Source organism: Paraburkholderia sp. BR10937 (assembly GCF_040965695.1).
In the GTDB taxonomy this organism is placed as follows: Bacteria; Pseudomonadota; Gammaproteobacteria; order Burkholderiales; family Burkholderiaceae; genus Paraburkholderia.
This window is the reverse complement of the sequence record NZ_JBFRCL010000036.1, coordinates 73,685-86,307: the sequence shown is the minus strand read 5'-3', so window position 1 is coordinate 86,307 and position 12,623 is coordinate 73,685. Positions and strand designations below refer to the sequence as shown.

Here is a 12,623-nt window from a genome sequence, read left to right as displayed (position 1 = left end):
ATCACCAGCCACCCACCAGACCCGGTGACAACACCCCCCGGATCATGACTGCGACTGGGGGCGAGAATCATGCCGGGCCTGGCTGGCCAAAGCCTCGATTATCGAGGCGGGAAGATAGTAACGGGGGCCAGACCCGTGCAGGGTGAAGACGATCGACAGGCAATCGCGCAGCGTGGAGCAGGTTGTCAACGCATCGACCTCGCGACATCCACCATGCAGTGGCCGATGAGGAAACCGGACAGGTATACGGCTGGGCCCACCGCTACTACCCGACGTGACGCGCATCGCCATTGTGCTTCTGTATACGGCGGGGTTGCGGCGCGGCGAACTGCTGCACCTGACGCTACGAGACGTTGAACCCAAGTCGGGGGTGTTGCAGATTCGAGAGTCGAAGTTCCACAAGAGTCGGCTGGTGCCGCTATCAACCGATGCCGCACGCGAACTTCGGCTTTACCTACGCAAGCGCCTCACCGCTTCGCTCAGCACAGGCCCGGAAACACCACTGTTGTGCAATACGACCCGAGGTCTACGTGGATACACCGGCACGGGAATCAGCCGTCTCATACATGCACTCTTCGAGCTTGCTGACGTTCGCGATGCCGAGGGACGATGTCCACGAATTCACGACTTACGGCATAGCTTTGCAGTCCAGGCTCTGATCCGGTGGTATCAGCAAGACGCGGACGTACAGTCGAACCTCCCGAAACTGGCCATCTACATGGGGCATGTCTCGATCGTATCGACGGCATACTACCTTCCATTCGTTCCGACGATCGCTGCGCTCGCAAGTGAACGCTTCGAGAAGCATCCAGGCCACGTGCTCGGCGGGAGAAAGCCATGAAACCGCGCAAACCGACAGAGCTTGGCCGATGTCTGCTGCGCTTCTTCCAGGATTATCTGCCCACACTGCGCGGGGTCAGCGTGCATACGATACGGAGCTATCGGCAAGCGCCATGTCGAACTACTGCTCCCGCACAGCGGCCGCCTGACTCTTGAGTTCGTCAAGTTGTGCTTTCAGTTCCTGTACGTTGGCACGGACTTCCCCCATGTGGATACCCGGGGCGGCCTGGAGCCTTTGCATCACCGTCTCATACAGGCGTCCACCATGTCTTCTAACCAGTGCTGGCTTCGCGGTTGAAAAGCGGATGCGGATATCTGTCATCGGGCTCCCCAAGACTAGCGGCTAAGGAGCGTAACCGTGATCGAACTGTACGCGCCCCCCACCAACAATTCACTCCCGGTCAGGCAAGTCGACAGGGAATGCGCCCTTTTTTTTGCTTCAAAAGCGCTTGCCGGTCTCTGATGCCTAATAGGTATAATCGCCGCCCGGGTGGCGCAAAAATCAAACAAGGGGACATGTCGTGCGCGCGACAATGGCAGCGGTAATGGCAGTTGCGACAATGAGTGTGACGACGGCGGCCGCGGCCTCCGTCGAGTATCGCGAACAATGGACGCCGCCGGATGTGCGGCACGGAGCCGTCGCGAAACGGGCCGAGGCAACAGATCAGAATGCGGTCGGGGCGGCTGCGGGCAACGCGTGTGTTTGCCAGCCTGCGGGCGCCGACCCGCGCGCTGCGGCAGCCCGCCCTGCACCGCCGTCGGGCGATCATAAAGACCAGGATGACGACGGAGCGCTAAAGGCGGGGGCAGCGATGCTCGGGCTTTGGCCGAAAGACTCGGGGAACCATACAAGTCACGTCGTGACCGGGCAGATTGTCCGCAACGTTCGGCACGAGCCGGTTGCTGCCGCACACGCGCCGGAGGGTGGATCGCATCACGCGTTTAGCTATGGCCGTCGCGCAAACGTTTGGCATGCGCCGAGTACTGTCGCGCGAACGACAACGGACGCGCCGCCGCATCGCACTTCAGCCGGCAACAGTAAGGACAACACCCGGCACAAGCCGGTCGCTGGCGCGCGCCTGGCGGCAAAGTTACCGCCGCACAGTGACGGCTCGCGACGTTCGCTCGCAACTGCCGCCGCTCATGCGGTGCCGCATCATCGCCTCGTCGTCGAGACGAAACCGATGCAACCGAAGGTCCTGCCGAACTCGCCACGACGGGAATTGCCGCCCATTCTCAGTTGATACTGCATATAAACTGCGCAGAGATTCGCTCTCTGCGCTGCGCTTCGTTTCGCGCAGCGGCACGTCGTGCGACATTCCCGCCCATCGCTCGATCTGGTCACGGCATGGCGCATCGAGAGATCGCCTGGCGTTCTCCCGGAGGGATGTTCCTGCAGATACGTTTGGGAAACTCCGTTCATGCGCGTGCGCCGCACCTTCGCCCGTTGCCAGGGCACGTGTCGCCGAACGGCGCTGCGTGTATGCGAATCTGACAGGCCGTTAGTTGCGTTGAATTGTCGACCCCTTTGCTGCTGCCGCTTGACATCTGCCCTCCGCGATTTTTTTGATGCGCCTTGTCCGTCAGCATGCCATGCGAGCGTCATTATGATGGCGGCACGATGTAATTCATCCGCCTCAACCCCATGACGGAGGCTCAAATGGAATACCTCTTGATGATCTATTCGGAAGAAAACGGCTGGAACCAGATGACCGACAGCGAGCGACAGCAAGGCGTCGCCGCCTATCACGCGTACACCGAATCGCTCCAGAAAGCGGGAGCGCTGGTGGGTGCCAATCGGCTGCAGCACACGAATACGGCCACGACCGTGCGGCTGGTCGACGGCAAGCCGCAGGTGCTCGACGGACCGTACTCCGATTCGAAGGAGCAGCTCGCGGGCTACTACCTGATCGACGTACCCAACCTGGACGCGGCAATGGCGTGGGCGTCGCGATGTCCTGGCGCGGCGCACGGCATCATGGAAGTGCGCCCGGTCTGGACCGCTCCGTACGATGCGCCATCTGCTGCATGAGCCAGTCCGGTGGCGGCCGTCACGCTGACGCCGCCGCACATTCCATCGCCGAGGCAGTCGCGCGCCGCAGTTATGGCAAGCTCGTCGCGCTGTTGGCGATGCGCACGCGCGACGTCGCCGCGGCCGAAGACGCACTCGCCGACGCGTTTGCGGCGGCGCTCACGGACTGGCCGGAGCACGGCTGCCCCGCGAGCCCCGAAGCGTGGCTGATGACCGTTGCGCGCCGCCGGGCGATAGATGGCGCACGCCATCGCCATGTCGGCGACGCAGTGGTGAACCAGCTCGCGATCCTCGCGGAAGAGATCGACGAGTGTGAACCCGGGGCGTTGCCCGACCGGCGGCTCGCGCTGCTCTTCGCGTGCACTCACCCTGCACTCGAGGCCGCGATTCGCACGCCGCTGATGCTGCAGGTAGTACTGGGCCTGGAAGCGAAGACGATTGCATCCGCGTTTCTGATGTCTCCCGCCGCCATGAGCAAGCGCCTCGTGCGCGCGAAGACCAAGATCCGCGAAGCGGGCATTCCGTTCAGCGTGCCCGCGCGTGAGGAACTGCCCGGCCGGCTCGACTCAGTGCTTGAAGCTGTCTATGCCGCGTATGCGGAAGGTTGGACGGACCCGGTCGGCGGCGATACCGAACGGCGAGACCTGGCCGACGAGGCGTTGTATCTTGCACAATTGCTCGTCGAACTACTGCCCGAGGAACCGGAGACGCTGGGTCTGCTTGCGCTTATGCTGTTTGCGCAGGCGCGGCGAGATGCCCGACGCGATGCGGCTGGCGATTACGTGCCACTGTCGGCTCAGGACCCGGCAACATGGAACGCACCGATGATCGACGCAGCCAACGCACTGCTGCGGCGCGCGAACGCGTTAAATTCAATCGGTCGCTTTCAACTCGAGGCTGCGCTGCAGTCGGCGCATGTGCATCGCTGCCGATCGCATTGCCCGAACTGGGACGAGATCGTGCAACTCTACGATGGGCTGCTCGCCATTGCAGCTTCGCCCGTGATCGCGGTGAACCGCGCACTCGCGCTGGCGGAACGCGACGGCCCACAGGCGGCGCTCGACGCACTCGCGCCGTATGCGGACGATCCGCGGCTGACTGACTACCAGCCATACTGGGCCGCACGCGCCAATCTGCTCGCGCGCGCCGGCGCTACGACCGAAGCGCTTGACGCGTACGATCTTGCGATTGGCCTCGAGCGCGATCCGGCCGTGCGCCGGTTCCTGCAGCGCAAGAAACTGGAACTTGCATCGGCGAGCAGCTAGGGACGCGTGGCTATGCGAACCTCCGCAATGGAACGTTGCAGCCGCCGCACGGCCCCTGGTCACCGACCTTCGGCAATGGCCGAAATCCTGTCGTCGCGCAACGTTACCGAATGATCTGGCCGCCCGGCGGATTCAACCGGTCATTGCGACACCTCCACTGCTCACGCAGATTCCAGGTGTTGCATCGACCGGTCGAATCCGCCACGCATCCTTCGTCATTGCTGCGACGCCGGATTGAAATGCTGCATCGAGGCGGTATGACGTATTCGCCTCCCGGTCGCTATATCGCCACATCCACAATTGCAATGATCCATGCACTCCGGACTCACCACAGCGTCGGGTCACTTCGGCCATCGCCACGACGGTTCGGACAGATGCTGCGCGAAGTAATCGGAAAGCGCGCTCACCTTCGCGGGCCGCGCACGCGCCGAAGGCGTCACGAAATACAACCCGCCTTTCGTCAGCGACCAGTCGGTGAGGATCGCCTCGAGGCGACCGTCCGCCAGATACTCGCCGGCGATGAATTCCGGCAGTTCACCGATAGCAAGTCCGTCGAGCAGCGTCGGCAGCAACGCATCTGAATTCGTCACACGCAGCGGACCGCTCGGCATGACCGGCTCTTCCTCGCCCGCAGCGTTCGTGAAACGCCAGACATCGCTACGCGCGCGGTACGCGTAGGAGAGACTCGGGCGATCCGCGAGTTCGCGCGGGTGCGCAGGCCGCCCTTCGCGCTTCAAATACTCCGGCGACGCCACGACGTACTGCGTCACCGCGCATAAGCGCCGCGCAACCAGCGACGAATCCGGCAGCGCGGCGATGCGCAGCGCCGCGTCGAAGCCGTCGGCAACGATATCGACGGTCGCATCGGAGAGATGCAGGTCGATCGACACGTCGGGGTACATGCGGAAGAAACCCGGCAGCAGCGGCGCCACCCAGCGCAGGCCAAACGACATCGGCACGGCCAGGCGCACCAGTCCGCGCGGCTGCACCGACATTTCGCGCGCCGCGCTCTCGGCTTCCTCGGCCTGCCGGTAGATCTCGCTCGCCTTCTCGCAGATCGTCCGACCGAACTCCGTTAACGCCAGCTGGCGCGAGGTGCGGTTGAAGAGCCGCGCGCCCAGGCGGTCCTCGAGCCGCGCAACGCCGCGCGACACCGTGGCCACCGACACGCCCATGGCGCGCGCGGCCGCGGCGAACGAGCCTTCTTCCGCGACCTTGGCAAACATCGCGAGGCCTTCGAAGTCAGGCAGTTTCGGCATTTGCTTTCATCTTTTCATTTTTGCAACGTTGGCTTGCGATTCATTCTATTTCGAAAAGTTCGTGCCGTCGATATTCTCCTTACATCGCAGTACCAACGCCCCACCCACTCGATGACCGAATGAAGGAGAAACACCATGGCACTCAAGCTCGACAACAAGATCGCCCTCGTTACCGGCGCAACCAGCGGTATCGGTCTGGCCACTGCTCAACGCTTCGCAGCCGAAGGCGCGCACGTCTACCTCACCGGCCGCCGTCAGGCCGCGCTCGACGCAGCGGTAAAAGCGATTCGCGAAGCGGGCGGCAAGGTGACCGGCGTGCGCGTCGACTCGTCGAAGCCGGTTGAACTCGACGCCCTCTACGCCCAGATCCGCGAGGAACAGGGCCGCCTCGACGTGCTGTTCGCGAATGCCGGCGGTGGCTCGATGCTGGCGCTCGGCAGCATCACCGAAGAACACTTCGACGACACTTTCAACCGTAACGTGAAGGGCGTGCTGTTCACGGTGCAGAAGGCGCTGCCGCTGCTCGCCGGGGGCGCATCCGTGATCCTCGCGGGCTCGACGGCGGGCAGCGCGGGCACGGCAGCGTTCAGCGTCTATTCGGCTTCGAAGGCCGCCGTTCGCGCCTTCGCCCGCAGCTGGATTCTCGACCTCAAGGACCGCGGCATTCGCGTCAACACGCTCAGCCCCGGCGCGACGCGCACGCCGGGCCTCCTCGACCTCGCCGGTCCGGACGCCACGCAGCAACAAGGCCTCGCCGATTACCTCGCCGCACAGATTCCGCTGGCGCGACTCGGCGAGCCCGAGGAAATTGCAAGCGCAGCGCTCTTCCTCGCCTCGGACGATTCAAGCTTTGTGAATGGCGCCGAACTGTTCGTGGACGGCGGTCAGCAGCAGATCTGAGTGTGGAGATGGTTGTGGGCGCATCGAGCAGTCGAAACGCCCAACGCGCTGACGAATCCCGCCCATCCAGACGCCGCGCGGCTCGTCGTATCCGAAGCGCAGCCGGTCGTATGGAATGAGCGCCTGTTCGTACTACCAACGATGACCGGTTGAGCGAAACCGCAGCTATTACGACGAGTATCAAAGGCGTTCGTTTTCTCGTACGACATTCACGAACGAAAACGAACCTCTCCCCGGCTCCCGGCCATGACTCGATCGCCCGATTAACCAGTGCCGTGCATAAGCGTCACGCGTTCGTCATCAACAAACCTGACAATCTGCAAGCTTGACCACAAGAGAAGGCCCGCACCGCCATGCGCATGGTGACGGGCACGAGAATGACTGCGGGGATCGTCCTTCGAGAATGACCAACAACGAACGGAGATCGACCATGCTGCAGATACACCGTCTAATGACTTCAGGGATCGTTGCTTTCGCATTGACGAATTACGCACACGGCGCCGTTGACTTGATCGCGAACGGCCAGTTGAGCGGAACGATCGGCGACCGCGCCACCCAAACCGCCGCCCCGCTCGAAAACGGCGTGGCGGGCAACCTGCTCGGCGGCCTCGGTTCAGGCATCGCCTATGCTGGTTGCGAAACGTTTCTCGCCCTGCCCGATCGCGGGCCCAACGCCGTCTCGTACAACGCCGCGGTGGACGACACCGTCTCCTACATCAACCGCTTCCAGACCTTGCGCCTGCGCCTGCGACCCGCAGCCAATGGCGCCGCGCTTCCCTACACGCTCACGCCCGAGCTGCGCGCCACCACGCTTCTGCATACTGACGACGCCCTCGTCTACGGCAGTGGCTCTGCACAAGGCCTGCCCAACGGCGCTCCCGCGCTCAACGCCAGCGAGCACACTCGTTACTTCACAGGCCGCTCGGATAACTTCGCGGCTACGCACCTGTCGACCTGGCCGCTCGACGCGCGCCTCGACCCGGAGAGCATCCGCGTAAGTAACGACGGCGCGAGCGTCTATATCTCCGATGAATACGGCCCGTACATCTATCGCTTCGACCGCCGCACCGGCCGCCGGATCGATGTCATCAAGGTGCCCGACTCGTTCGCCGTGTCCACGTTGAGTCCCATCGGCAATACCGAAATCAGCGCGAACACCTCGGGCCGCGTCGCGAACAAGGGCATGGAAGGCCTCGCCATCTCGCCGGACGGCAAGACGCTCTTCGGCGCGATGCAGAGCCCCTTGCTGCAGGACGGCGGAACCAGCGGCGCCTATACGCGCATCCTGCGCATCGACCTTCGTACGGGCAAGTCGCAGCAGTTTGCCTATCCGCTCAGCAACATCGGCACCACTGCGAAGCCGAAATATCCGACCATCAGCGACGTGCTCGCCGTCAACGATCACCAGCTGCTGATGGACGAACGTGACGGCAATGGCCTCGGCGACGACTCGACGGCCTCGTTCAAGAAAGTCTTTCTCATCGATCTCGACCATGCGCAGGACGTGAGCCAGGCGAGCGGCGAGGCGGGGCTGGCACCCTATGCGCTGACCAAGACGCTGTTCCTCGACGTGGTCTCGGTGCTGACCTCGCACGGCTATGCGACGGCCGATATTCCGGCGAAGCTGGAAGGTCTCGCGTTCGGCGAAGACGTGACCGTGAGCGGCCAGCGCAAGCACACGCTCGTGATCGCCAACGACAACGATTTTCTCGGCACGATTACCGACACCCATCACCCGAATGGCATCGCGAATCCGAACCAGTTCTTCGTGTTCGCGTTTTCGTCGGCTGACTTGCCGGGATTCACGCCGCAGGATCTGCGTACACGCGCCTGTAACGCCGAACGCGACGATCATCACGGCGACAACGACGACCAGGGCCACGGCCACTGAAACACCGCCCGCGCGCGCCCACGGCGGGCGGGTAGCACAGGCGTGGCGATAGAGAAAAAGGACCCACGGTTATTACCGTGGGTCCTTGCGTTTTTTCCGCGCTTCGCTTGACTGTCAGTCCTTTCGGCTCACGCCTGGCGGTAACAAGACATTGCGCCCCAACGACGTCGCGCTACCCGTGTTGGAGTGAGCAATACAGGTCCGGGAGGCAAAGCGCAATGTCCAGGGACGGTAGGGGCGCCCCCGTATCCGACGGCGCATGCAAAGGGAAGAAACGTGGGAACGGCGTGGCGCCCGAATGGGGCACGTCCGCGGAGCCGCCAAGCTCGAACTCGGCCTCTTCGGGAGCTGCAACGCATTGTTGACTCCCTGCTGCCACAATCGCCGCGAAAATACAGCAGGCTAAAGCTATTGCGCTGCGGACCTGGAATCTCATGTCCTGTCTCCCCATCCGGTTGCGTCGTTCTCCTCATCAATGGAGGAGCCCGAAATCGCTTTCACCCTTAGCCCGTCACGTGGGTCGATCGTCAATGACGAACCATCGGAGCGTGCGAGCCGGTTGGTCAGGCACGGCAATCTGTGTAGGAAGGCTGCTGATCACGCCCTTCACCTCGGCGACAAACGCGTCACCCTTCACCGACGCAAGCGCGACGGTTTTCAGGCCGCACTGCGCCGCCGTGTTCAAACGCGAGTGAACGACGGTGAGCCACCAATCCGTCATCGTGTAGCCCGTGTCGAGGCTTTCGATGCACGTCCGATAGTTCGAGGCGACAAACTTCCCCGCGTCACCGGAGGCAGCCACCACCGCCCACGCCTTCTCGTAACCCCCGCCAGCCCGTCCCGGAGCGGCCCCCTCTATCGGCTGCGTTTGCAGCCCATAGAGGTTGACCACTGCGACACCTGCAATGGCAACGAGTCCTGCGAGAGACACGGGATGACGCTTCGCTGCCTGACGCCCCGTTTTCAGTACAGAAATCATGACGATCCCCTCCCTTCGACGACACGGTCTGGTCCATGGATCTGCGGCGGTTATGGTCACCCTGCAATGCAATAGCGGCCTGTATCTTCTACGGCATCGTAGATTATTCGCTGACGCCCGAACATAACCTGAACAGGTGACACGCGTGAGCCGCGCCCAGCCAGCCCGGCATCGTTGCCTGCAGAGTCGCTGCGCCTGCAGTTCGCTATCGCAACTTGCCGAGCCACAGCGCGGTGAGCGTTGAGCGGCTCTGGACGTTGAATTTGGTGTAGATCGACTTGACATGGACATGCGTCGTATTCGGACTTTGGTCGAGCTTCTGCGCGATCTGTTTCTCCGTGAGTCCGTCGAGCAGCCCAAGCAGCACCCTTCGTTCGGCCGACGTCAGGGGAGCGTCGGCGATGAGCAGGCCGTGGCTGAGCAGTTGCTGCCGGCAGTACCATCTCAGCCCGTGCATCACGAAAGCCAAAACTTCGAGATCCAGCGCAGAGAAGCGGGAGGCCTGCAGATCGCGAAACACAAAGAGATGAATCCGCACATCGTCGTTGAGCGAGCATCGCACCTGGATGCTGTCGCCGTGACCGACTTCGAGGTAGTGGCGGCGATAGTGCTCACCTTCAAACCATCCGGCAGGCATCGCCTCGAAGAGCAGGTTGGCGCGGAACGGCTCGTTTCCCGACGCGGCCACGATATGTGACGCGTCGACGTTGCCGGACCAGAGCGTGTCGAACTGCTCCTGCACGGAAGCGACCACCGCGGGTACCGGATGCAGGAGCCGAACCAGACGCGGACGCCAGCCGAACAAAGGATCGTTTGGCGCGGGCGAAGGCAAGCGCACAACCACGGCCCACAGCGCATTCTGTGCCGAGACCATCGCACAGAGCGTGGTTAGCAAGTGGGTCAACGCGGCATCGCCTTCGCCTGCGGAGAACTCGGCCAGCCGATCCCAGAGTGCAAAGACGCCATCGTGGAGCGGTGGATTGGCGGAATCCGCGAATGGAGGCATGTCGTCCCCAGCAAGAATGGGCAGATCACCGATATTCGGTGATCCTGGCCTCCCCTGACAAGGGCCTTCGCACGGAAAACCTGTCGTTGGGCGCGGCCTTTGTTTTCCGAACGGTGCATGCGGCCCGTGCGATGATGTGCCACGAACAACATGAGATATGAAATGAAAACGACATTCGACGAGCCAACAACGGCGGCGATCGCCGCGTTTGCCGAACTGGATTTCTACACGGCTGTGCAGGCGATGCGCGCCGAGGCCGACTACGACCGCGAACTGGACCAGTGGATCTCGCGCTACATCGACGAGCACGGCGGCGGCGCGGACGATGCGGCATACGACGCCTTGCACGCGCAGGCCCAGGCAACCCCGGAATACGCGCAGTTCGTCGATGCCGTTCGCAGGGAAATCCTGGAGTACTTCGGCGTGAACGACAATCAACTGGACTGGGTGGTCCTGCTGCGCAACGACGACGGCGACGAGCTTTGGGCGGAGGTCAACCGGCGGCGAGGCGTGCTGGGAACCGGTGAAGTGCGCGGAGATCTCTGATCATCGCTTGCCATCGGGGTTTCAAGTCGTGCCGGGTGCGGGGCGAGCGTCAGGCCAGTCACGTGTTGCGCCTTCGCGTCCCGACCGAGGTGATCGAACTCCGGCTGGACCGGGTCTGCGACGTATTTTCCAATCCCGCGGACCATATCTATGTCGAGCAGCGCTGCCTGCGTCTGGATTTGCTGAACGTGGTCAGGAACGACGATACCGAGGCGAGCCGGGAGATTGAGTTCGGCGTCGCTTCCAGGTCCACCGTTGCTTCCTGTTTTCTAGTATTCGTTAATTAATCGCGCCAACGACTCGGCCTCTCGGGCAACGGCTTCGTCTGCGGATACGCCATCACCTATCCATAGCTGAACGGTGTCTGCGAACGCTGTTTTTGCCGCGCCGCACAACTGCGCGATGCGAATTCTATAAACACCGTCGAAGCTGAACACTTCCAGCCGCCCTTCATACTCTCGCGCATAGAATTTCATCGCCAGCTCCTTGTGTCGCCGCCGAACGTTTCTTCACTGCTCCAGGTATCGCCGCCGCGCCAGGCGTGCTGCCTACCTCTGGTACGCGCACGACCACAAACCGCGTTCACCCATCATGCGCTCAATCGGCCAGCGGTCGCAACGGTCGTCGCGATACGCCAGCAACGGCCTATGGTCAACATCGTTTCCCGGATATCTGCGCGTCGAATTGACAGCGATATATAGACCTTCGCAAACCAGCTCAATCTGCTTTCTATCCACGGTTTCCGAACGTTGACCTCGCCACTATTGATATGTCGCCTAACGCGAGGCACCCTTTCACCGTCATCGTGCGGATCATGCAGGCACTTGGGATAAAGTCCCGCCTATTACCGTGGTCCCGACCGATGGCATGTCGAGCAAGGACCCGATCGGCGAGCTCTCGGCTGCGTGGATTCTCGCCAATGCGCCGGGCAGCGTGTCCAGAAACGTTACGCTGACCCGCTCGGGCATGATCAAGTTTCCGCAGTAGGCGAGGCTTCATCGGCAAGCGTAGCAAGCGCGAGGCACAGGGATGACGTGAGTTGCGCCTCCGTGTGAGCGGACTGCCGAGCTTTCGGCGCGCCGCGACGAGCCAGATTCCGACGGTTGCGTTTCTGCCGTTTGCGGGCGGGTGTTGCGGGGCTGTTTTTTTATATTCGCCGCGCATGTTTCCGATTTATTTTTCGAAAGCGACAGGCTGATTTCTGATAGAAAGGTATACGTAAGGATTGAGCGAAGCCGCCACCTTCAATGGAGCCTCGACCCATGAATCTTCCGAAACGTATGCTCGTTGCCAATGTCGCCTGGGCGCAGGAAATCGTCCGGCGCGATCCGCAATTCTTCAGCACGCTTGCCACAGGGCAAAAGCCCAAGGTGCTCTGGATCGGCTGCTCCGACAGCCGCGTACCCGCCGAAAGCGTCACGCACTGCGCGCCCGGAGATTTGTTCGTTCACCGCAATATCGCGAACCTTCTCCATCCCGACGACGACAACAACATGAGCGTCCTCGAATACGCGGTGCATGTGCTGCGGGTCGTGCACATCATCGTTTGCGGGCACTACGGATGCGGCGGCGTACGCGCCTCGCTGTTGCCGCCCGCCGACGCCCTGCCCCACTTGAACCGTCGCATCAAGCCGCTTTGCGCGCTCGCGCAAACGCACCGCTCGACGCTGGCGCGCCTGCCGTCGGAAGAGGCGCGCGTCAACCGCCTTGCCGAACTGAACGTGATCGAACAGGTACGCCTGCTGCGCGAGCATCCCCTCGTGCGCAACGCCGCAACTGTGCCGCTCGTGCACGGGTGGATCTTTTTGCTCAACGACGGCCAACTGCGCGAACTCGCGTCGGGCTACGACGTTGAAACAGCGAAGGCCACCGTCGCGGCCTGAGCAAGTCCATTCTGCTTTGTGC

The 12,623-nt window shown here is 62.5% G+C and carries 13 protein-coding genes and 2 pseudogenes; 9 read left to right on the top strand and 6 right to left on the bottom strand.

The window, feature by feature from the left end:
- Positions 1 to 121: 121 nt before the first annotated feature.
- Positions 122 to 253: pseudogene (locus AB4Y44_RS26995) on the bottom strand (epimerase); the annotation flags it as partial.
- Positions 254 to 274: 21 nt separating this feature from the next.
- On the opposite strand from AB4Y44_RS26995, the gene AB4Y44_RS26990 reads away from it, so the two are divergent.
- Positions 275 to 841 (top strand): tyrosine-type recombinase/integrase, encoded by a 567-nt coding sequence (locus tag AB4Y44_RS26990; protein ID WP_342922462.1) that lies wholly within the window; start codon positions 275 to 277, stop codon positions 839 to 841.
- 120 nt (positions 842 to 961) lie between these two features.
- Here the strand turns inward: AB4Y44_RS26990 and AB4Y44_RS26985 are convergent, their stop codons facing one another.
- Positions 962 to 1,162 (bottom strand): hypothetical protein, encoded by a 201-nt coding sequence (locus AB4Y44_RS26985; protein ID WP_342922463.1) that lies wholly within the window; start codon positions 1,160 to 1,162, stop codon positions 962 to 964.
- 1,338 nt (positions 1,163 to 2,500) lie between these two features.
- Here AB4Y44_RS26985 and AB4Y44_RS26980 point away from each other — a divergent pair.
- Positions 2,501 to 2,872, top strand: coding sequence for a YciI family protein (locus tag AB4Y44_RS26980; RefSeq protein WP_028207700.1), 372 nt, complete (start codon positions 2,501 to 2,503; stop codon positions 2,870 to 2,872).
- A complete protein-coding gene (locus AB4Y44_RS26975) occupies positions 2,869 to 4,137 on the top strand; it encodes a DUF6596 domain-containing protein (RefSeq protein WP_342922464.1) in 1,269 nt (422 codons plus the stop codon). Before AB4Y44_RS26980 ends, AB4Y44_RS26975 begins: the two co-directional genes overlap by 4 nt.
- Positions 4,138 to 4,478: 341 nt before the next feature.
- Here the strand turns inward: AB4Y44_RS26975 and AB4Y44_RS26970 are convergent, their stop codons facing one another.
- Entirely contained in the window at positions 4,479 to 5,396 is a 918-nt protein-coding gene (locus AB4Y44_RS26970) for a LysR family transcriptional regulator (RefSeq protein WP_368701322.1), read from the bottom strand.
- Positions 5,397 to 5,531: 135 nt separating this feature from the next.
- Between AB4Y44_RS26970 and AB4Y44_RS26965 the strand changes: the two genes are divergently transcribed.
- The 3 genes and pseudogenes from AB4Y44_RS26965 (at position 5,532) to AB4Y44_RS26955 (ending at position 8,187) form a co-directional block, all read left to right on the top strand.
- Positions 5,532 to 6,296, top strand: coding sequence for an SDR family NAD(P)-dependent oxidoreductase (locus tag AB4Y44_RS26965; protein WP_368701321.1), 765 nt, complete (start codon positions 5,532 to 5,534; stop codon positions 6,294 to 6,296).
- A 42-nt stretch (positions 6,297 to 6,338) separates the two neighbouring features.
- Positions 6,339 to 6,449 (top strand): annotated as a pseudogene (locus AB4Y44_RS26960) (RES domain-containing protein); the annotation flags it as partial.
- A 277-nt stretch (positions 6,450 to 6,726) separates the two neighbouring features.
- On the top strand, positions 6,727 to 8,187 hold the full coding sequence (locus tag AB4Y44_RS26955) for an esterase-like activity of phytase family protein (RefSeq protein ID WP_368701320.1): 1,461 nt from the start codon (positions 6,727 to 6,729) through the stop codon (positions 8,185 to 8,187).
- Between the two features lie 511 nt (positions 8,188 to 8,698).
- Here the strand turns inward: AB4Y44_RS26955 and AB4Y44_RS26950 are convergent.
- On the bottom strand, positions 8,699 to 9,166 hold the full coding sequence (locus AB4Y44_RS26950) for a hypothetical protein (protein WP_368701319.1): 468 nt from the start codon (positions 9,164 to 9,166) through the stop codon (positions 8,699 to 8,701).
- Positions 9,167 to 9,371: 205 nt separating this feature from the next.
- Positions 9,372 to 10,172, bottom strand: coding sequence for a LuxR C-terminal-related transcriptional regulator (locus AB4Y44_RS26945; protein WP_368701318.1), 801 nt, complete (start codon positions 10,170 to 10,172; stop codon positions 9,372 to 9,374).
- 162 nt (positions 10,173 to 10,334) lie between these two features.
- Between AB4Y44_RS26945 and AB4Y44_RS26940 the strand changes: the two genes are divergently transcribed.
- Together AB4Y44_RS26940 and AB4Y44_RS26935 are read left to right on the top strand one after the other, a co-directional pair.
- A complete protein-coding gene (locus tag AB4Y44_RS26940; RefSeq protein ID WP_342921614.1) occupies positions 10,335 to 10,718 on the top strand; it encodes an ATP-dependent protease in 384 nt (127 codons plus the stop codon).
- A 62-nt stretch (positions 10,719 to 10,780) separates the two neighbouring features.
- A complete protein-coding gene (locus AB4Y44_RS26935) occupies positions 10,781 to 11,005 on the top strand; it encodes a hypothetical protein (protein ID WP_368701317.1) in 225 nt (74 codons plus the stop codon).
- Here the strand turns inward: AB4Y44_RS26935 and AB4Y44_RS26930 are convergent.
- Positions 10,988 to 11,194, bottom strand: a complete 207-nt coding sequence (locus AB4Y44_RS26930) for a hypothetical protein (RefSeq protein ID WP_028204535.1) — start codon at positions 11,192 to 11,194, stop codon at positions 10,988 to 10,990. The two genes, AB4Y44_RS26935 and AB4Y44_RS26930, sit on opposite strands and share 18 nt — an antisense overlap.
- 786 nt (positions 11,195 to 11,980) lie before the next feature.
- Between AB4Y44_RS26930 and AB4Y44_RS26925 the strand changes: the two genes are divergently transcribed.
- Entirely contained in the window at positions 11,981 to 12,601 is a 621-nt protein-coding gene (locus tag AB4Y44_RS26925; RefSeq protein ID WP_368701316.1) for a carbonic anhydrase, read from the top strand.
- Positions 12,602 to 12,623: the final 22 nt, after the last annotated feature.